Source organism: Maricaulis sp., assembly GCF_015665295.1.
In the GTDB taxonomy this organism is placed as follows: Bacteria; Pseudomonadota; Alphaproteobacteria; order Caulobacterales; family Maricaulaceae; genus Maricaulis.
Genome location: NZ_JADFAJ010000012.1, coordinates 195943 through 215628 on the forward strand (window position 1 = coordinate 195943; position 19686 = coordinate 215628).

Annotated in this window: 22 protein-coding genes; 8 read left to right on the forward strand and 14 right to left on the reverse strand. The window is 64.4% G+C overall.

The window, feature by feature from the left end:
* Nucleotides 1-9 precede the first annotated feature (9 nt).
* From QZZ02_RS06725 to QZZ02_RS06740, 4 genes are all read left to right on the forward strand, one after another.
* Entirely contained in the window at nt 10-936 is a 927-nt protein-coding gene (locus QZZ02_RS06725) for an ATP-binding protein (RefSeq protein ID WP_291843215.1), read from the forward strand.
* A 47-nt stretch (nt 937-983) separates the two neighbouring features.
* Complete coding sequence (locus tag QZZ02_RS06730) at nt 984-1463, forward strand: response regulator (protein WP_291843217.1); 480 nt, start codon at nt 984-986, stop codon at nt 1461-1463.
* Between the two features lie 96 nt (nt 1464-1559).
* Nucleotides 1560-1898 (forward strand): hypothetical protein, encoded by a 339-nt coding sequence (locus QZZ02_RS06735; protein WP_291843219.1) that lies wholly within the window; start codon nt 1560-1562, stop codon nt 1896-1898.
* Between the two features lie 148 nt (nt 1899-2046).
* A complete protein-coding gene (locus QZZ02_RS06740) occupies nt 2047-2700 on the forward strand; it encodes a hypothetical protein (protein WP_291843220.1) in 654 nt (217 codons plus the stop codon).
* On the opposite strand, the gene QZZ02_RS06745 is transcribed toward QZZ02_RS06740, so the two are convergent.
* Nucleotides 2701-3717 carry an alpha/beta hydrolase-fold protein gene (locus QZZ02_RS06745; RefSeq protein ID WP_291843221.1) on the reverse strand — a complete coding sequence of 339 codons (1017 nt, stop codon included), beginning with the start codon at nt 3715-3717 and terminating at the stop codon, nt 2701-2703. It abuts the gene before it with no gap.
* Nucleotides 3718-3812: 95 nt separating this feature from the next.
* On the opposite strand from QZZ02_RS06745, the gene QZZ02_RS06750 reads away from it, so the two are divergent.
* The gene (locus QZZ02_RS06750; protein ID WP_291843222.1) at nt 3813-4394 is read left to right on the forward strand and encodes a phosphoribosyltransferase family protein; all 582 of its coding nucleotides are present in this window, start codon (nt 3813-3815) and stop codon (nt 4392-4394) included.
* A 260-nt stretch (nt 4395-4654) separates the two neighbouring features.
* Here QZZ02_RS06750 and QZZ02_RS06755 read toward each other — a convergent pair whose 3' ends face one another.
* From QZZ02_RS06755 to QZZ02_RS06800, 10 genes are all read right to left on the reverse strand, one after another.
* Nucleotides 4655-5047: a VOC family protein gene (locus QZZ02_RS06755; protein WP_291843223.1), complete on the reverse strand. Its 393-nt coding sequence runs from the start codon at nt 5045-5047 to the stop codon at nt 4655-4657.
* Between the two features lie 34 nt (nt 5048-5081).
* Nucleotides 5082-5933: a carboxylating nicotinate-nucleotide diphosphorylase gene (nadC, locus tag QZZ02_RS06760; RefSeq protein WP_291843224.1), complete on the reverse strand. Its 852-nt coding sequence runs from the start codon at nt 5931-5933 to the stop codon at nt 5082-5084.
* A gap of 9 nt (nt 5934-5942) precedes the next feature.
* Nucleotides 5943-7559, reverse strand: a complete 1617-nt coding sequence (locus tag QZZ02_RS06765) for an L-aspartate oxidase (protein ID WP_291843225.1) — start codon at nt 7557-7559, stop codon at nt 5943-5945.
* Nucleotides 7556-8614, reverse strand: a complete 1059-nt coding sequence (locus QZZ02_RS06770; RefSeq protein WP_291843226.1) for a hypothetical protein — start codon at nt 8612-8614, stop codon at nt 7556-7558. The genes QZZ02_RS06765 and QZZ02_RS06770 overlap by 4 nt, the downstream gene beginning before the upstream one ends.
* A gap of 11 nt (nt 8615-8625) precedes the next feature.
* Nucleotides 8626-9765, reverse strand: a complete 1140-nt coding sequence (gene nadA, locus QZZ02_RS06775) for a quinolinate synthase NadA (RefSeq protein ID WP_366511508.1) — start codon at nt 9763-9765, stop codon at nt 8626-8628.
* Nucleotides 9766-9897: 132 nt separating this feature from the next.
* The gene (locus QZZ02_RS06780; RefSeq protein WP_291843228.1) at nt 9898-10149 is read right to left on the reverse strand and encodes a hypothetical protein; all 252 of its coding nucleotides are present in this window, start codon (nt 10147-10149) and stop codon (nt 9898-9900) included.
* Between the two features lie 180 nt (nt 10150-10329).
* Complete coding sequence (locus QZZ02_RS06785) at nt 10330-10998, reverse strand: RluA family pseudouridine synthase (RefSeq protein WP_291843229.1); 669 nt, start codon at nt 10996-10998, stop codon at nt 10330-10332.
* Between the two features lie 59 nt (nt 10999-11057).
* Nucleotides 11058-11402 carry a RebB family R body protein gene (locus QZZ02_RS06790; RefSeq protein ID WP_291843230.1) on the reverse strand — a complete coding sequence of 115 codons (345 nt, stop codon included), beginning with the start codon at nt 11400-11402 and terminating at the stop codon, nt 11058-11060.
* Nucleotides 11403-11491: 89 nt separating this feature from the next.
* Nucleotides 11492-12463 carry an NAD regulator gene (locus QZZ02_RS06795; RefSeq protein ID WP_291843232.1) on the reverse strand — a complete coding sequence of 324 codons (972 nt, stop codon included), beginning with the start codon at nt 12461-12463 and terminating at the stop codon, nt 11492-11494.
* Nucleotides 12463-13083: an HD family hydrolase gene (locus QZZ02_RS06800; protein WP_291843233.1), complete on the reverse strand. Its 621-nt coding sequence runs from the start codon at nt 13081-13083 to the stop codon at nt 12463-12465. The genes QZZ02_RS06795 and QZZ02_RS06800 overlap by 1 nt, the downstream gene beginning before the upstream one ends.
* 187 nt (nt 13084-13270) lie before the next feature.
* Here QZZ02_RS06800 and QZZ02_RS06805 point away from each other — a divergent pair, with 187 nt between their 5' ends.
* A complete protein-coding gene (locus tag QZZ02_RS06805; RefSeq protein ID WP_291843234.1) occupies nt 13271-13645 on the forward strand; it encodes a hypothetical protein in 375 nt (124 codons plus the stop codon).
* A gap of 15 nt (nt 13646-13660) precedes the next feature.
* On the opposite strand, the gene QZZ02_RS06810 is transcribed toward QZZ02_RS06805, so the two are convergent.
* From QZZ02_RS06810 to QZZ02_RS06820, 3 genes are all read right to left on the reverse strand, one after another.
* Nucleotides 13661-13819 carry a hypothetical protein gene (locus tag QZZ02_RS06810; protein WP_291843235.1) on the reverse strand — a complete coding sequence of 53 codons (159 nt, stop codon included), beginning with the start codon at nt 13817-13819 and terminating at the stop codon, nt 13661-13663.
* A gap of 475 nt (nt 13820-14294) precedes the next feature.
* Nucleotides 14295-15227 carry a hypothetical protein gene (locus QZZ02_RS06815; protein ID WP_291843236.1) on the reverse strand — a complete coding sequence of 311 codons (933 nt, stop codon included), beginning with the start codon at nt 15225-15227 and terminating at the stop codon, nt 14295-14297.
* Nucleotides 15224-16342 carry a beta-ketoacyl-ACP synthase III gene (locus QZZ02_RS06820; RefSeq protein ID WP_291843237.1) on the reverse strand — a complete coding sequence of 373 codons (1119 nt, stop codon included), beginning with the start codon at nt 16340-16342 and terminating at the stop codon, nt 15224-15226. Before QZZ02_RS06820 ends, QZZ02_RS06815 begins: the two co-directional genes overlap by 4 nt.
* A gap of 242 nt (nt 16343-16584) precedes the next feature.
* Here QZZ02_RS06820 and QZZ02_RS06825 point away from each other — a divergent pair, with 242 nt between their 5' ends.
* Nucleotides 16585-17793 carry an ammonium transporter gene (locus tag QZZ02_RS06825; RefSeq protein WP_291843238.1) on the forward strand — a complete coding sequence of 403 codons (1209 nt, stop codon included), beginning with the start codon at nt 16585-16587 and terminating at the stop codon, nt 17791-17793.
* A gap of 431 nt (nt 17794-18224) precedes the next feature.
* Nucleotides 18225-19685 (forward strand): serine hydrolase domain-containing protein, encoded by a 1461-nt coding sequence (locus QZZ02_RS06830; protein ID WP_291843239.1) that lies wholly within the window; start codon nt 18225-18227, stop codon nt 19683-19685.
* The last annotated feature ends 1 nt before the right edge of the window (nt 19686 follow it).

The following is a 19686-nucleotide window of genomic DNA, read 5'->3' on the forward strand; positions in this document are numbered from 1 at the left end:
AAGACAGGCATGAAGCAAGCTGGGCAAGCTCTGAATCGATTCGCGCCGATCCTTGTCGGCGCAGCGGTCGGTGTGCTCGGGCTGCTCCTCGTTCTGCCTTTCCTGTCGCGCCCCCTGCCGGGCCTTGCCGAAATCATGCTCATCGGGCTTGGCGCGGTGGCCCTGATTGGTCTGGCCTGGTCGGCAGGGCACGGCTTGCGCCTGGCGGCCCGTACCCGGGCGGAGGCGGATGCCCTGCGACGCCGGGTCGAGGATGTCGAGATATTCGCCGTTGCGGCCCGGCATGACATGCGTGAACCGCTGCGCAAGATCATCACGTTCGGCGAACGTCTCAATGACGGCCTCGGAGCGGTCGCGTCAGACCCGCAGCTGGCGCGCTATGCCGAGCGCATGTCCGATGCGGCAGAGCGCATGCGCGGCATGCTCGACGAGCTGACCATCTGGTCAAGGGTCAATGATGACAATACGCGGCCTGACGTGTTCGCCGCGCAGATGGTCATTGCCGATGTCGTCACGGCTGCAGCAGACGCCCTGGCGGCCTGCGGCGGGCGGGTCGACATCGGGAGTTTGCCCGATGTGCGGGCGGACCGGGTTCAGTTCGGCATCCTTTTCGAAATCCTTCTGGCCAATGCCATCCAGTATGCCGCGCCGGACCGGCCGCTCGTGGTTTCGATCGAGGGGGAGCAGACGGCTGATGGTGGCGCAAGGATTCGCGTTGCCGACAATGGTATCGGGTTCGCCGACAACCAGGCCGAGCGCATCTTCCTGCCCTTTGAACGCCTGCATGGTCGCGACGCCTATCCCGGTACCGGAATCGGTCTCGCGACAGCGCGAAAGATCGCGCAGAGACAAGGTGGACAGCTGGTCGCGCGCGGAGATTTGGGTATTGGCGCGGTCTTCACCTTGATCTTGCCGCGCCAAAAGGCGAGTTTGTAACAAGACGAACGCAAATCAAGGCTCTAACCTGGGTTGAGGCTGTCAATATGAGCGACGAAAACCGGCTATTCACCATCCTGATGGTCGACGACGATCCGGATGATCGGCTGCTGTTCAAGGAAGCCTGCGAGGAGGTGCGACTGCGCAACCCGCTCGATTTCCTCGAGAATGGCGAACAGCTGGTCGATTATCTCAAGCGCCGCGGGCAGTATTCCGATCTCGACGGGACGCCCTTTCCGGGCATCATCCTGCTCGACCTCAACATGCCGCTCAAGGATGGCCGCGAGGCGCTGGAGGAGATCAAGGCCGACGCCGAGTTGCGGCACATCCCGGTCATCGTGCTCACCACGTCCAAGGATGAGGATGATATCCTGTCCTCCTACGGGCTGGGTGCCTCGTCCTACATCGTCAAGCCGATCTCGCTGGATCGGCTGATGCGGGTCGTCAATTCCATTGGCGAGTACTGGGTCCAGATCGTCGAGGTGCCCTCGACCGAATCCGAAGCCGAGCCCGTCGACGATATCTGACCGAATTCCGGTTTCCCCCTTCAGGCGATTTTGCTAGCTTCCCTTCGCGCAAGGGGGCGCTTGCGGACCGTGTGTCCGCCTATCGGGGAGAGATCCATGAAACATCTGATTGCGGCCGGTCTGGCCGCTGCAATGCTGGCTGCTCCGGCGCTGGCAGACGGCATGTCGAATGCCATGGGGCACGCCGTGCGCGTGATCGCGGGCGAGCAGTCCTTCGATGCCTGGTTCCAGGCCGATGGCACCTACAGTGACAGCCGGGGCATTGCCGGCACCTGGACCTTTGAGGACCAGCTTTGCATCCAGGTCACCACACAGGCCGGACCCGACGAGAATTGCGGGCCGTGGAATGAAAGCCTGGCACCGGGCGAAAGCTGGGTGACCGATGGCTGGTCGGCCGACGGCGCGGCGATCACCGTCCAGATCGTCGCTGACTGACGCATCATGCTGTCGGGTCCGGGTCGCGTCGCGCGCTCCGTGCCCGACAGGGTTTCGCGCCGTGCGTGTCCGGACGCGACGGTGCGGCGTGAAACCGCTATAGTGCCCGACAGGTCAGCCGGGCAGTCCCGGCGGCAAGGGGAAGATCATGTTGCTTGCGCGTCTCTCGAAGATTTCCGCCACGCTGTTTGTGTCCATGATCATGGCCATGATCATGCTGGTCGGGCTGTGGTATTACGCCGCCGACTGGCTGAGCTGGGTGCAGGACGGCGCCGACCTGATCGAGGACATGATCGCCTCCATCCCGTTGGAAGACCGCTACAACAACTTCGTCCGGATCTTTGCCAGCGATGACAAGATTGTCCTGCTGATCTTCACCATCATCGCCCGCATCCTCCTGGCGCTCGTGGGCGGAAGCTTTACGGCCCTGACCGGCGGCAGCGACCGCTACAAGGTCAAGGAGCCGGGCCTGATCAGCCAGATTTCCTCGATGATCGCGACCTTGTTCCTGTCCTTCATTGTGGCGATCATCATGCTGGCCGTGATCTCGATCACCGCCGAGGGCGTCTTGCACAGCCTGCTCGATGCCGCCGACTGGGTCGAAGACCAGATCGCCCATCTGCCGATCGGCGGGCGCTGGCGGGCCGGGGTCCGCTTCGCCGTCTCCGATGACAAGATCGTGCTGCTCTTCTTCACCATCCTGGCCCGCCTGCTGATTGCCCTGGTGGCGACCGCATTCACGCGAGCCGTCGGTGGCGACAAGCCGGAAATCATAGCGCCCAAGGCAAAGGCGAAGGCCTGATCAGTCGCTCAACGCCGCCGCGAGGAAGGGCAGGGAGACGTCCATCCGGTAGTCGATCGAGGAATGGGTGTCGGGGAATTCCTCATAGCGGTGCCTGATGCCCATGTCGGTCAGCTTGCGGGTCATGCGGCGGGCGCCGTAGAGCAGGTTGTACTGGTCGATGTCGCCGCAATCGATCATCAGAGCCTTGAGCTGTTTCAGCCCCTCGCCCTCGCTGTCGACCCGTTCCAGCGGATCGAATTTCATCCATTCGGCCCAGCGCTCGGGAATGCGTTCGCACGTATCCATTGTCACCGGCAGGCGGATGCCCATCAGCACATCCGGGTCGGGGTCGGGATCGTAGGTCGCGGCCATGGCCAGCGTCATCAGCGTATGGATGTCGTCGCCGGCCGGCTTGAGCGCACGCTCGAAGGCTTCCATGAAGCTGGTGATCGTGCCGCCATGCTTGTTGATCTGGCGCAGGGCAAGGGCGAAATCCGTGGCGAACATCAGCTCGAAGCCCATATCGCCGGAATGACAGACCGCGCCGGCCCAGACATCGGGATGCTTGAGCGCATGCATCAAGGCGCCATAACCGCCGGAGGACTTGCCGAAGACGGCGCGCCTGCCGGTCCCGCCACAGCCGAACTTGCCCTCGATCACCGGCAGCATTTCGGTGATCAGGAAATCCTCCCACATCCCCATGGCCGGCGAGTTGACATACTGGTTGCCACCAAGCCGGGTGAAACAGTCGGGAAAGGCGATCACGGCCGGTTTCATGACGCCGGTGGCGATCAGCCGGTCGGCGCGCTCGGGAACGTTCTCGCCAAAATTCTTCCAGTTCACATGGCCCAGGCCCGAGCCGGTGAAGCCGGCCAGGTCGACCAGCAAGGGCAGGCCGGAACCGTCATGGCCATGTGGCACATAGACATCGACCCGGCGCCGGGTCGGGTCGCCGAGCCGGTTGCAGGCCACAGCCTCGCTGTCGATGAAAACTGTATGGATCCGGCCTTCCGGCAGGCTGTGGTCGTGACGCATCATCTTCCCCCGATTGTGCTCACGGCACACTAGGCTGCGCTGTCGCCCGCGCAAATGGTTGAGCTGCGGCGCCAAAGCGGGCAAAGCACTGGGCCATGAGCCATGCCAAGCACTACATCACTGCCAATGCCTTGCTGGAGGACAGCTTTCGCCTCGCGCGGCAGATCCTCGACAGCGGCTATCGGCCAACCCATATCGTCGGCGTCTGGCGCGGCGGTGCGCCGGTCGGCATCGCCGTACAGGAATGGCTGGCTCGTTGCGGGCTCGAGACCGACCATATCGCCATCCGCACCGCTTCCTATACCGGCATCGACGAGCAGGCCCGCAATGTCCGCGTTTATGGCGAGGGCTATCTGGTCGATACGCTGGAGGCTGATGATCGTCTGCTGATCGTCGATGATGTCTATGACAGCGGCCGGTCGATCGCTGCGGTCCTCGAAACATTGCGGGCCAAGTGCCGACGCAATTTCCCGGCCCAGGCGCGTATTGCGACCGTCTACTACAAACCCCTGCGCAACACGACGGATCTCACGCCGGACTATTATGTTCATGAGAGTGATGAGTGGCTGGTCTTCCCGCACGAAATCTGCGGCCTGAGCGCGGCCGAACTGGCGGCGAAAGGGTTGCCGGCCGACCTGTTGCCGTGCGAGGCCGGGCTCCCGGCCGGGCGCGAGTAAGCCCGCAAGGCCTCAGCGCGCCCGCGTCTCGTCTGCCCTCGGCCGTGTCACCCTGCCTGGCCAATTCAGGCGGATCTGCCAGGCGATCGTCACGGGCATGCTGATCTGGTTGTCCTGTCGCGACGAAGCGGAATGGCTGAACATACACCTCGATATCGGTCTGCAGCTGGCGCACGCCGCCCCGGCGCTGACGAGGGCTTTCACCGCATCAGCGCCGGTCGGATATTGTCAAACTTGCGCGGCGCAGCCGGGCGGGCAGCTCAGGATTCGCGGTACAGGCCGCAAAGCTTGTTGCCATCCGGATCGCGGACATAGGACAGGTGCATCGTGCCCATGGGACTGGTGCGCGGACCCGGCGCGTCCTCGATCGAGGTGCCGCCATGGGCGACCGCAACATCGTGGAAGGCCTTGACCTGTTCGGGGCTGTCACACTTGAAGCCGATCGTGGCGCCATTGGCAAAGGTCGCGGGTTGGCCATCAATCGGCTCGCTGATCCCGAATGTATTGCCGTTGTGGCGATAGAAGAGCCGGACATGGCCGCTCGCTGCGACATTGCGGATCGCGTCGCCGGCGCCCAGCGTGGCGAGCACGGCGTCATAGAATGCCTTGGAACGCTCGATGTCGTTCGTGCCGACCATGATGTGATTGAACATGCCAGTCTCTCCCTCAGGATAGCGGGGAATTCCCCTAGGCTTCGTCGAGCCCGATATCGAAATTTGGCGCCGAGTGCGTCAATGCGCCAACGGAAATGACATCGACGCCGGTTTCCGCGATGGTGCGCACCGTGCCCAGATTGACGCCGCCGGAGGCTTCCAGCGTCACCTTGCCCGATGCGGACGCGACGGCGGCGCGCAGATCATCGAGCGAGAAATTGTCCAGCAGCACGCTTTCGGCACCGCCGGAAATCGCCGCGTCGAGCTGGTCGAGCCGGTCCACCTCCACGGCAATGCGCGTCATGTGTCCGGCGCTGGTGCGGGCGGCCTTGATCGCAGCCGCAACACCGCCGCACAGGGCGACATGATTATCCTTGATCAGGATGGCGTCATCGAGCCCGAAACGGTGCAGGGCGCCGCCGCCTGCCTGCACGGCCTGCAGCTCAAAGGCGCGGAAGCCCGGTGTGGTCTTGCGGGTATGGGCGATACGGGCACCGGTGCCCTTGACCGCCTCGACATAGCGCGCGGTAAACGTCGCAATGCCGCTCATCCGGCCCATGAAGTTCAGCAGGATACGCTCCGCTGCCAGCAGGCCGCGGGCGCGGCCGGTCACCGAAATCAGCACATCGCCGGGCCTGATTGCGTCGCCATCGGTGACTTGCGGGCTCACCAGGGCCTCCGGATCACACTGCCAGATTGCTTCCAGAGCGGGTTGCAGTCCGCAGACGACGCCGGCCTCGCGGGCATTGACGTAGAATTTTGCTTCGGCATTCGCCGGAATGCAGGCCAGTGAGGTGATGTCGCCGCGTCCGCCCTGGTCCTCGGCAAGCGCGCGGCTCACCGCCTCGATGACGGTATGGCGGGGCAGGGGCAGGATGGCAGGCATGGAGCTTTCCTATTCGGCCGGACCGCTGAGGGCCGCGGGATGGGGCGTGACCGCAGCCAGATCGTTCAGGCAAAGAGCGCTGTGGGTCGCTTTGGTGCTTGTTTGTGGGCAATCGCTGCGGAAATGGCCACCCCGGCTCTCGCGCCGGTTCAGTGCCCCGGTGACGATGAAGCGCGCGGCGATCAGCGCATCCGTCTCACCATGCTCGGCCCGCATCGTGTCGATCAGTGCGGCCAGCTCGGTCAGCCCCGCCTCGCTGCGTTCGACACCGCAATGGCGCGACATGGCCTGGCGCAGACGGGTGAGGGCGAGGGGAGGGAGGCTCGGACCCGGTCCTTGCCCGGACAAGGGAAGGTGCCCCGAAGGGGCGGAAGGGGTGAGACGCGCAGCGTTTTGTTGCTGGCGGCCTGTCACCCACTCCGGCTCGCCCTGCGGGCGATCCTCCTCGCCCATCAAGGGCCAGGACCTCAATATGGCCGCCACCCGCGCCGCGCTGACCAGCCCTTCGGCGAGCGAGTTCGAGGCCAGCCGGTTGGCGCCATGCAGGCCGGTGGCGGCGCATTCGCCGATGGCGTAGAGGCCGGGCACGGAGGTGCGACCGTCAATATCCGTCGCCACGCCGCCCATATGGTAGTGCGCCGTCGGGGCGACCGGAATGGGCTCCACGCGCGGATCGATGCCCGCTTGCTGGCAGGCGGCGAAGACAGCCGGGAAACGCTCCGGGAAAGCCTCGCCCACCGCCGCGCGGCAATCGAGATAGGCACCCTTGCCGCGGGCATTCTGGCGGTGCACCGCCCGGGCCACGACATCGCGCGGCGCCAGTTCGGCGTCGCTGTGAATGGCCTTCATGAAGCGATGGCCGGTCTTGTCGATCAGGGTTGCGCCTTCGCCGCGCAGGGCTTCGGTACACAGGGGGGCCGGATCGAGACCGGCATTGAGGGCGGTCGGGTGGAATTGCACGAATTCCGGATCGCGGATCACCGCGCCCAGACGCGCTGCCATCGCCATGGCCTGGCCCTGGGCGATCGCGGGTGTGGTGGTCAGGGCAAACAGCCCGCCGGCCCCGCCCATGGCAAGCAAGGTGGCGCTGGCCTCGACGGGTTCGATCTCGCCGTCCGGCCCTTGGGCAAGCGCGCCGGTACAGGCGGTCGCATCGCCCAGCAGGGAGACCGCTTTCCAGCCATCACGGATGTCGATGTGCTCGGCAGCGCGAACCGCGTCGATCAGTGTCGCCATGATCGCGGCGCCGGCGCCATCGCCTTTCACGCGGGCCACCCGGTGGCGGGAATGCGCCGCCTCGCGGGACAGGGACCAGGCCTCACCGTCGCGCTCGAACGGTGCGCCGAATTCGGCCAGCGCCGCGACTTCCGCTGCCGCGCCTTCGGCGAGGGCCAGCGCGGCCTCGCGATCGACCAGCCCGGCGCCGGCCGCGATCGTGTCGCGGGCATGCAGTGCCGCACTGTCATCCGCGGCCAGAGCCGCCGACACCCCGCCTTGCGCCCAACCGGACGCCGCCCCGTCTCCCAGCGGCGCTCCGGTGAGCAGGACCACCTTGCGCGGGGCGAGCTTCAGCGCTGCCCAGAGCCCGGCGATGCCAGCGCCACAGATGAGGATGGGGCGGGTCATTGTCTGATGCCCCATGCGCGAGTCTCGAAGTTGAAGTTGAAGCCTGGGGTGCAGACAAAGCTGCCGGGCATCCAGGGTAGGTCGACCCTATCAAGCGGCCACGCGTCATCGCAGGTTTCGTCCAGGCAGACACAGCCCACGATGAAAGGGGCCAAAGTCGGGTCGGCAATATCACCATTTCCATACTGGAAGACCGCAATCGGCTGATCGGCCAGTGATCGCCCGGATCTAGCCTGCATCACGTTGAAATCGCCATATAGATCGCTTGGCAAGAAGGGCTGTTCGCGCAGCGCGTTACGTTCCTCGCGGGATAGCGCCCGCCCCAGGCTTTGAAGGTATTGCGCTTCGCCGCGGCCCAGTCGAGACGCCCACGCTCGCGTGGCGTCCGCAATCTGGTCGTAGGGGGGAAGAGACAGGTCCGCACGGACGAGGTCGCCGACGACGCCTCGGTTCATCTCGCCTCGTATCCGTTGTCCCGGATCGGAATGTCGTTCAACCAATTCTACGTCGAACAGCATGTAGCCATGCAGCGGGAAGCCACGGCAGAGGTCTTCCAAAGCAGCTGGATCCATGAACTGCAAGAAATCCGGCGGGTTATCACTTGAGGCAGCGGATCGGGCGAGCGCACACACGTTCACCAGCACACCCTCGAGTGTAACGGTGGAGGCATTGAACTCGTAGAGAGCCGGTACATCCTGCGGCCAGTCGGCCAAGTAAACTCGGGGCATGGTCCCGTTGAAATCCCAAGCCGTATAGGCTTGGAGAAGGTCGGTGTAGAGGCCTGCCGTACCTTCAGGTATCCACCTCAGCTGGCCGTAAAATTGAACCCGATTACATTCCAGCTCGCTCCGATTAGAGCTGGCTGCGGGTAGGTCCGAAACCGCGTAGGGGTGGTGCGTCGCGTCGCCGACGCCCTGTTCCTCACAAGCATCGACAAGGCGCATGCCCGGAATATCCCTGATCAGGCGAATTTGGGCATCCGCCGACGTGACTGGCATCACAACCCATATGATGAGTGCCGCAATAGGGCCTGACAGCGCTGCGCGTGACATCATGGCCAACTCCCCTAGATCACAACCAGATCCACACGCTTTTCCGGCTTGGTCGGATCAAAGCTCGCGGGCTTGGCCGGCTTGGGCAGGTCGAGCATGGCCTGGACGGAGGCGCGGGCGCCTTCGATGACGGCGTCGGGGACGGTCACTTCGTGCTGTTCCAGGCGCAGGCAGTCATAGATGTTTTCCAGCGTGATCCGCTTCATGTGCGGGCACAGATTGCACGGGCGGATGAACTCGACCTCGGGGACGTCGGCGGCGACATTGTCACTCATCGAGCATTCGGTGAGGAGGACGGCCTTCTTCGCGCCGCTATCCTTGGCCCAGTCGGCCATGGCGGCGGTCGAGCCGGCGAAATCGGCGGCCTGGACAACCTCCAGCGGGCTTTCCGGATGGGTGATGATGACCACGCCCGGATGCGCATCACGCAAATCCTGGATGTCCTGGGCCGTGAATTGCTCATGCACCTCGCAGCTGCCGGCCCAGGTGAGGATTGTCACATCGGTCTGGGCGGCGACATTCTTGGCCAGATACTGGTCGGGCAGGAGGATGACGGTGTCGCTGCCCAGGCTCTCGACCACCTGTACCGCGTTGGAGCTGGTGCAGCAGATATCGCACTCGGCTTTCACATCGGCCGAGGTGTTCACATAGGTGACGACCGGCACGCCGGGATAGGCGGCCTTGATGCGGCGGACATCCTCGCCCGTGATCGAGGAGGCCAGCGAACAGCCGGCGCGCGTGTCGGGAATCAGGACTTTCTTGTTCGGCGCGAGGACCTTGGCGGTTTCGGCCATGAAATGGACGCCGGCCTGGACGATGATGTCGGCTTCGCTTTCCGCGGCCATGCGGGCAAGGGCGAGGCTGTCACCCATCAGGTCGCCGACGCAGTGGAAAATGTCCGCCGTCATGTAGTTGTGCGCCAGGATGACCGCGTTCTTTTCCTTTTTCAGCTGGTTGATGGCGTGGATGAGCGGCGCCTTGGCGGGCCATTCCATCGGCGTCACGACATGGCTGACCTTGGCATAGAGATGGTCCGTGGCGGCTTTTACCTCGTCGGTATAGGCGAGTTCGGGCCGATCCTGAGCAAAGTCCTGGAGCGTGCCGTCCATGTTCATCCGGTCCATTTTTCCCTCGCTTTTGCTCAAAACGAGCATATCTGGGGTCTGAAAAGAGGCGACGGCGGAAGGGCCATCACCGGAAGCGCGATCTTATGCTCGAAATGAGCTTAACCGTGAGAAAGATATATGCTCAAGCTGAGCATTGCGCAAGAGGCGAAAGTCAAGGCTTCAAAGGATAGCGCCGGCAACGGTCGCCGAAGCGGCGCTGTAGCCAAGGCCTCCGAGCAGGATGGCTGGCAGGATAAGCGCCCGGCGCAGGCGGCTCTGGCCGGCGCAGAACAGGGCGACCATGAGCACAAGGCTGGCGGCCACGCCGATCCAGCCGAATATCTCGAACTTGATCGCCAGCAAGGCCAGGCAGATCGCAATGCCCAGCACCGTGGCCTGGAGAAAGTCCTTGTATTCCAGTCGTTCCAGCACGTTGGCCCCCGCAACGGATTGGTTGCACCCTGACACTGAAGGGCAGGTTAGGCCGGTGTAGCGGGCGAACAAGACAAATTGTTGCGGCGCAACAGGAACAGACGAAACTTGCTCGATTGGCGAGCTCGTCTGGTCAGATCCGGGCAGAACCGGGCCACGCCGCGCTGCCCGGCGACGTGACTAGAACGGTGCCGGGCTTTCAAATATTACCGGCGCTCCGCCGTCGGGATGCCGAAACCCCAGGCGTTCCGCATGCAGGCAGAGCCGGTCGCTTGCTGCAAGGGCTTCCGCGTGGGCATAGAGATTGTCGCCCAGGATGGGGTGGCCGAGGTGAGCCATATGCAGGCGCAGCTGATGTGAACGCCCGGTCCTCGGTGTCAGCTGCAGCCGCGTGACACCGTCCGGCCGCTCCAATACCCGCCAGCGCGTCTGCGCCGGCCGACCGCGCTCATGGCAGATCATCTGCCTTGGCCGGTTGGGCCAGTCGGTGATGATGGGCTCATCGACCTCGCCTTCATCGTCTGTCATCTCGCCCCAGACCCGGGCGACATAGGACTTTGTCGTCTGGCGCTTCTCGAACTGCTTGCCGATATGCGCCTGGGCATGGGCGGTCAGGGCCAGGACGATGACACCGGACGTATCCATGTCGAGCCGATGGATGATGCGGGCGTCCGGGAATTCGGCGCGGGCCCGGGATTCCAGGCAGTCGGCGCGCTCCGGACGATTGCCGGGGACGGTCAAAAGGCCGCTCGGCTTGTCGATCACGAGGAGGTGTGCGTCCTGATGGAGAACGGGCAGCGGGCCGGCGGGCGGCGGACGATAGTCGAAGGGGCGGGGCAGTTCGGACATGGCCGTGGCGCATACACGATTTTGCCGGCAAGGGCCTGTCCGCACCGCAGGGCGTGCGGTCAGCCGGTTTCGCGCGTGTCCTTCGGGGACTTGGCGTGGGAGGTCGCCGGCTGATTGGCGCTTTCAGCGCCAGCCTGGAGGACCTGCTTGATGCCGTCAGCCGTCATCCCACTGGTAATCTCGGCAAGGCTTCCCTCGTAGTCCGCAATGTCTTCCAGAGCGATCCCGGTGCTCTGCGAGACCGTCTGGTAGATTGTTCCCATCGCCTCGGCGGGGGCGTCGCCGAGGACCTTGATATTGGCCTGGGTCACCGAGTCCGTGACCGCCGGATTGATGGTCAGTGTCCCGGCTTCGGCCTGTTGATCCGCCGTGGGGGTGGACGGGGTGGTTTTCCGGTCAGCCATGTTTGCCTCCGTCGCTCAGTTTGAGGTTGCCAGAATGCCATGATGGAGCCTCTGGCTGTTCATGGCCAGTGCGAATGGCCCCGACCGCCTCACCCCTCCTTGAGCCGCGGCGTCGCCAGGCCCAGCGAGGGCAGGCCGGCGAGGGCTTCGCGGCGATAGCGGAACAGCTCGGCCGGGCGGCCGCCGGTGCGGCTTTCCACCCTGCCGGTCCCTTCGACGAATCCGGAACGGTCCAGGGCGCGGCGGAAATTCTGCTTGTGCAGGCGATAACCCACGACAGCCTCGACGACCTGTTGCAGGGCCGAGAGGGTGAAGACATCGGCCATCAGCTCGAAGATCACCGGGCGGTATTTGATCTTGCCGCGCAGCCGCGAAATGGCGGTCGCCAGGATGCGGCGATGGTCCGACGCCATGGCCTGGCCCAGGCCCGGCGCGACGAGGCCCGGCTCGGTCTGCCCGTCGCGGGCCGCTTCGGCAACCAGCCCGGCCTCGTACAGCAATTCATAACGATCCAGCGCCCGGCCTTCCTGCCAGCCACCGGGATTGAGCCCGAAACACTGTTTGATGCGGTCATGACAGGAGGCCCGGCGACCGGGGCCGCCCGCCTCGTCAGCCCAGGCCGACAGGCGTGGCAGGATCTGGCTGTCGATGATGTCCGGCCGTCCCTCTCGCCAGTCTTCCCACGGGAAGAAGCGATACCAGGCGCGCCATTGCCCGCCACCCTCCGGCGGGTCCGAGACGTCGGGGGTGAGGGCGAGATAGCCGATCGAGATGATGCGGTCGTCTTCCGAACCGGTCATCGCCGCGACCGGCGCCTCGCGGCCGCGATCCCCGAATGTGTAGAGCTGTTCGACATAGCCGAGCTGGAAGCGGGCCTGTTCATCGACCCAGCGTCGCAGGCCGATTTCCAGGGTACGGTGTTCGGTGGGGTCGAACGGACCGAAAGGCAGGGCCTCGCCGCCGCCCGGCTGGGGCACGATGAGGACTTGCGGCGTGTCGCCATCGACCGCCAGGATCACCGCGTTGAGGCCGACGGATAGGGACTGGCCGGCCTTCACCATCACCGCCCCTCGAAAGCCGCCAGAACGGTCTCGAAGCGGTCGAGATAAAGCTGCTGGGCCTGTTTGACGGGCAGGGGTTTGATGGCGATCTCCAGTCCGGCCGGGGGACGGCCGAAGAATTTCACGGATTCGCCGTGGCTGAAACCGGCGATCTGGGTGGCCTCGAAATAGGCGCAGATCACATCGGCCCGCTTGATCTTGCGTTTGACTTCGACCGGCAGTTTCGGCGGCAGGCCGAAACGCAGCTGGATGGCGGCTTCAAGCCGGTCCTCGAACTCGCGATAATTGACCCCGAGCGCCGCCTTGAACGGGCTGATCATGTCGCCGATCACATATTCCGACGCGTCATGCAGCAGGGCCGCGACGCGCCATTTCTGTTCGAGACCCGGATAGAGATGGTCGAGAATCTCGAGCACCACGACCGAATGCTCGGCGACCGAGAAGGCGTGATCGCCATGCGTCTGGCCATTCCAGCGCGCAACCCGGGCCAGGCCATGCGCGATATCCTCGATCTCGACATCAAAGGGCGAGGGATCGAGCAGGTCGAGCCGGCGCCCGGAAATCATGCGCTGCCAGGCGCGCGGCGCATCCTTGCTTGTCTTCCGGGGGGCAGCAGCCATGTCGTCCATCTCGTCAGCTTCGGGCGGGCAGGGGAGATAGCAGAGAAGCGGCGACAGGACCAATCCCGCTTGAGCCGTTGTTCACATCTGCCTGTGCGGGCATGCCGCAGGCTGGTATTTCGTCACTGCATTGACCCGGCGGCCGATCCGGCGCGAAATGTCCTTATCGATTATAGGGAGACTTCTGATGGGTCTGACACGTGTGATCCTGCGGCTCGGCCGCAATCCGGATGCCGGCTATCCCGAGGGTGATGACGCGCATGGCTATGTGATCGTCGCGCCGCTGGACAAGGACGGGAAGCTCGATCTCGATCTCTGGCGCGCCAACAAGGCGGCCTGCACGGTCGATCGCTTTTCCCCGGACCCGGCGGACAAGGCGGATGGCTGGCTTTCCCATCGCGGCAGTCACTGGTTCTTCCGCTATGACGAGGAAGACGAGGGGCCGGACGAGCCGGTCTACCGGCTCGGCGATCACACGATGCGCGTTGGCGATTATCTCACCATCCACGAGGCTGACGGCGATGACCTGACCTATCGGGTGACCGAGGCGGTCGCGGTTTAGGCGGTTTGAGCCCGGTCAATCGTGGGGCAATAGATCAACCAGCGCAGGGTTGATGAACAGACGCTCGCGGCCTTCCACGCGTTCTTCCAGGAGGCCGAGGGCGTGACGGGAATTGCCGTTCATGTCGACGGGATCGACAAGTGAAGCCAACATGTCGACGAAAACGCATTTCATCGACATGTCACTTGGCGCTGATGACGCGGGCGGCCACGATATGGTTGCAGAGTATCCGTCCAAGGAAAATGTCGGAAATATGTAAGACAGGCACGGTCAATCGCCTCATCCCCCGCGCCAACGGCGCAAACCCAGCCATAAACCGCTTGCCGGGAGTTCGCCGTATCCGGTTCTTCAGGTCAAGGGCGCGTTCGCGCCGCTTCGCGGTTTCACCCTTGAGCTGAAGAAGCGGATACGGCCTGCTGGCTGACAAGTGATTTATGGACCGCTCCGCGCGAGGCGCCGGGTTCGAAAGGCAGAACGGGTTCGCCTTTCCTCCCCACATTGTGGGGAGGTGGATCGCCCGGCAGGGCGAGACGGAGGGGCCGCCGCAGGCGGTGTGCCACGCCCCCCTCGCTGACGCTCGGCTCCATCGACCCGACGCTGCGCGTTGGCCCACTTCGCCACGCTGTGGGGAAGAAAGCGTGTTCGCCGCCTATTCCTCAGCCACGACCGCCAGCGTCGACAGGTCCGGGCTGATCGCCAGTCGGGTGATGCCGGTCAGCCAATCGACCGCGCCGATCGGCATCCAGCGACCATAGGCCCGCCAGTAGAGCTGGCCCTCATCGACGGTCAGGAAGGTGATTCGGTCGTCCGGCATGACGGCGACCGCAAAGTCCTGGCTTGTCCCGGGCAGGGCGAACATCTCGCGCAGCTCGCCGGTTCGCGTGTTGAGGGCGTGGATCGTGTGCACACCCGCCTCATCCGCCAGCGTCACATACAATGCCGGACCGCGACCGGCGCGGAAGAAGCTGCGACCGGGATTGTCGGCAATATGGGTGACGGTTTCCGGCGTCGTGCTGCGGTCGATGAGCTGCAGCGTCATCGGTTCGCCCAGATGGAAGACGGCCACGGCGCGCATGTCGCCGGAAAAACCGTAATAGCCGACCGGGGCCAGCGCCTGCGCGGGCTGGCGGTCGGAATTGTCCGGATTGGCGAGATAGGCATTGCCGGCATAGCCGCCGGGCGGCTGGTAGATATAGCTCAGCCGGCCATCCGGCGCGATGCGCGGCGAATACTCGCTCTCGCCCGGTGTCTGTGTGACTTGCGTGGTTTCGCCGCCGGCCAGGTCCAGGCGCCAGATATCGGTCTCGCCGGTCGCGTCGTCGGCCGTGTAGAGCAGGCCGCCATCATCGGTGAAGAAGGGCTGGTTGTCATAGCCGGGCCGGATCACGCCGCCGAGGCTGGCGCCCAGCACCGGCGCCTCGCCCGACCAGTCGAGCGCGAACAGGTGGATATCGGTGCCCGGCGGGCTGGCGTCTTCGGCGTCCTCGGCCGGCGCTTCGGTCTGAAGGCCTTCACCCTCGTCTGCCGCGGGGGAGCAGGCTGCCAGGGCGGCAATCGAAAACAGGGAAAGCCAGGTTCTCATGCCCGTTTCCTGACCGCAGCCGCGCCGACACCATAGCCGGCTCCGAAGGCACACATGACGCCGGTCTCGCCAACCGCCATATCGTCCGAATGCATTTCGAAATTCATCACCACCGATGACGAGGACGTATTGCCATACTCGTGCAGGATGGCGGGGGCATTGTCCTCGGTGCGGTCGCGTTCGAGGATGCGCTTGGCGATCAGGTCGACCATGCGGATATTGGCCTGGTGCAGCCAGGTGCGGCGCACATCCTCCGGCGCCAGCTCGATCGCTTCCATCATGCGGCGGGCGACCTGCGGGGCGAAGCCGACCACATCCTTGAAGACGCGGTGCCCGTCCTGGTCGAGATGCGGTGCGAAGTCGGGGTCGACGGTGCGTTCAGCGATATTGATGAAGCCATAGTCCGAGCGCAGGGCGGATGACCATTTATTCTCGGCATGGGTGCCGATGACATCCCAGCCGCCGGGCCTGCCGTCATCGGCCTCGACAATCATCGCCGCCGAGGCGTCGCCGAAGATGAAATGCACTTCGCGGCGGGAATGCACATTGATGCAGGTCATCAGCTCGGGCGAGCACACCAGGATGCGCCGGGCCTGGCCGGACTTGATCATGCCGTTGGCCAGGTGCAGGCCATACAGCGCCGAGGCGCAGGCCATCGTCATGTCGAAGGAGAAGCCGCTGGCGCCGATCGCTTCCTGGATCTCGCAGGCGACGGCCGGGAAATTGCGCTGCTGGGCCGAAGACGCGACAATGACGCCGTCAATGTCGGCGCCTTCATACCCGGCCTTGTCGAGTGCAATCCGGACCGATTTCAGCGCGAACTCGGCCTGGGTCGAGAGCTCGCCGATCGGCCGCGGCGGAATGCGGGGCACCATCGCATCAATGTCCAGAATGCCGGACTTTTCATACACATGCCGGCGTTCGATTCCGGAGGCGTTCTTGATGAATTCGCTGGATGAGAGCGGCACTTCCTCGACGTCGCCCGCAGCGATGGCCGCAGCGTGCTCGCTATTGAAGCGCGTCGCCCAGGCATTGTAGCTGGCAACGAGTTCATCATTCGAGATGACATTGGACGGGACCCAGTATCCCGTTGATCGGATGAGGCTGTTCTTCACGGTGCGGACTCTGTGCTTGTCCCTGATGGGCCCAGCGTAAAGCATGAGCGCTGCCGATCAATCCGCCCTGTCATTGCACGGATGATGCGCGGGCGCCTCGAAAACGGGCAGGTGTGCACAATTTCGCGGCGCGCTGCGGCCAATCACGCGAAATCACTGTTGCAAAGTCGACTCGCCGCGATTCCCCGGCCTAGCTCTTTGACGATCGCAAAAACACCCAAGGCCCGTTCACGGAGAGCCCCATGGATAGTGGTAACAACGCCTGGATACTGACCTCGACCGCCCTCGTGCTGCTGATGACGCTGCCCGGGCTGGCGCTGTTTTACGGCGGCATGGTCCGGCGCAAGAATGTGCTCTCCACCCTGATGCAGAGCCTCGGCGCAGCCGCGGTGGTGACCGTGCTCTGGGCCTTGATTGCCTATTCGCTTGCCTTCTCGGATGGCGGGGCGGTCAATGCCTTCGTCGGCGGGCTGGGCCGTGTCGGCCTGTCGGGCATCATGCCCGACACAATGTCCGGTGACCTGCCGGAAAACCTCTTCCTCATGTTCCAGCTCACCTTCGCCATTATCACCGTGGCGATCATTGCCGGTGCGGCGGTTGAACGGATCCGCTTCTCGGCTTTCATGGTGTTCGGCGCCGCCTGGCTGATCCTGGTCTATGCGCCCATCTGCCACTGGGTGTGGGGTGGCGGCTTTCTCGGCGATGCGGGTGTGCTCGATTTCGCCGGGGGTGCCGTCGTGCACATCAATGCCGGCGTTGCCGGTCTGGTGCTGGCCAAATTCCTGGGTCCGCGCAAGGGCTATCCGGGCTCCAACCTGGCGCCTGACAATCTGGTGCTGACGGTTACGGGCGCCGGCATGTTGTGGGTTGGCTGGTTCGGCTTCAATGGCGGGTCGGCCCTGGCGGCAGACGGCGCCGCAGCCCATGCCTTCGTGACCACCCAGGTCGCGGCGGCCAGTGCGGTTCTGGTCTGGATCGGCCTGGAATGGATCCTGCGCGGCAAGGCCAGCGTGCTCGGTGCTGCGTCCGGTGCCATCGCCGGCCTCGTCGCGATAACCCCGGCCGCAGGTTTCGTGCCGGCCTGGGCCGCCTTCATCATTGGTGCCTGTGGGGCCTTCGGTGCCTATTGGGGCGTCACCGCGCTGAAGAAAGTGCTCAAGATCGATGATACGCTCGACGCGTTCGGCCTGCACGGTGTGGGCGGCCTTGTCGGCGCCATCCTGACCGGTGTCTTTGCCTCGGAAGCCATTGGCGGAACCGGCGGCGCGATCGACGGCAACTGGCTGCAGGTCTGGACCCAGACCTGGGGGGCGCTGGCTGCCGCGCTCTACTGCGGCGTGGTTACGACTGTCATACTTTTCGTGCAATCAAAGTTCATGAGCCTGCGCGTGGACGAGGAAGGCGAGATCTCCGGCCTCGACACGACGCTGCACGGTGAATCCATCGGCTGATCGCCGAACACACATTTCGTCCTGGCCTGTCCTCCCCGGCCTGAGACGTATACTGGGCCCGGCCCGTCGCTCCCGCGTTGTGGGGGTTGGCGGGCCGGGCCTCTTTTTGGCTGGAGTTATCAAATTTGTATGGGTCGTATTCACTTGTTTTAGCAGGCTAGAAGCCTGCCAGAACGATGACGAAACTGCCCCAGACGATGAAATCGAGAACTCTGGATGCAAATTCGAATAGCGATGCGCGCGGCATGATGTCTCTCCCTGTATTCGAGAGGAGGATGGCGAGGTGCGGTGACAAAAGGAGTCATGCCTCGGGGGTTGAGTCTGGCGAGCCGGGGCGGGGACTGCTACCCCTTGGAGGTGTGATCGATTGGCAGGAAGAGCTCAGCAAGCGAAGCGGTGTTTGTTGGCAAGACACGCCCGGGGGACACGGTATGCGACGCTTTCTGGCCATCCTGGCGATGTTTTTCCTGGCCGGGCCCGCCCTGTCACAGTCGGAAATACCGGCCGAACCTGTGGCCGAACCTGTGGCCGAACCTGTGGAGGATTATCTCGACCGGGCCATGCCGGCGGCGTCCGCGCCGGGTCTGGCCTGGGCCATTCTGGACAATGGCCGGATCTGCTCCGGCGTTCGCGGCGCGCTGATTGTCGGCAGCGGGCAGCCGGTGACGGACGACACGGCCTTCCCGCTCGGTTCGATCTCGAAGGGTTTCACGGCGCTGGCCATCATGCAGCAGGTCGAAGCCGGCCGGCTCGAGCTGGACGGGGCCATTGCCGATTATCTGGAGTTATTCGAGGGGCAGCCGGGCGCATCGGTCACGATCCGCCAATTGCTGGGCCATACCAGCGGCTATTCCACCCTGCAGGGCAATGAGACCGGACCGGGTCCGGATGGTGAGCCCGACACGCTGGCCGCCCGCGTCCGCCAGCTTGCCCGGACCGCGCCGGCTCGCGAGGCCGGCACAAGCTGGCAGTATTCCAATGCCAATTATCTCATTCTCGGGGCGCTGGTCGAGGCGCTCAGCGGTCTCGATTATGCCCGCTATGTCGAGACCCGGATTCTCGATCCGCTGGGCATGGATGACAGTTTCGTCGGTGGCAGTGATCGCGGCGCGAATGCGGTCGTGTCGCGCGGTCATACGCCCTGGTTCGGCGGGCGGCGTCCACTTGTCGCGGCCGACCAGACGAGGGGCGATCCCATGGCGCCAGCCGGGGGGATCATGGGCAGCGCCGCCGATGTGGCGCGCTATCTGGCGATGATGATGAATGGCGGGGATGACCTGATCACCGCCGAGCACAAGGCCATGATGCTCCAGCCGGCCAGCCCGCTTGCGCCGCATTATGGTCTGGGCTGGTCTCTGGATGTGAATTCAGACATGGCGTTCCACACAGGGCTTGTGCCCGGGGCCGAAGCCATTGCCGTCCTCTCGCCGTCGCAGCAGCGCGGCGGTGTGGTCCTCGTGAACGCCAATAGCGGCATGGGATTTGGGGTGACCGGCGACATCCTCATGGGGATGAGCGCGCTGGCCCTGGGCGATGAGCCGGGCAGGGGCGGCCGTCATCTGGGCACGCAGAGCCTCTATCTCATGCCTGTGGCCCTGCTGATTCTCTTTCTCGCCGGCACCGTCACGGCCTGGCTGCGCCGCGATGGTTTGCGGGCAAAGTCGGGCGTCGCCGGGGCTTTCAGCCTGTTCTTCCCGGTCCTCGCGACCCTCGCCATGGCCTGGGTCTTCGTGGACCTGATGCCCAAACTCTTCGGCGCGCCGCTGATGACGTTCAACCTCTACCAGCCGGACATGGTCATCCTGCTGGTTGCCAGTTCGGTGACCGGCGTCGGCTTCGCCCTGTTCAGATTGATCCTGGCCTATACGGGTCGTGGATCGTCTGCCGCCTGAC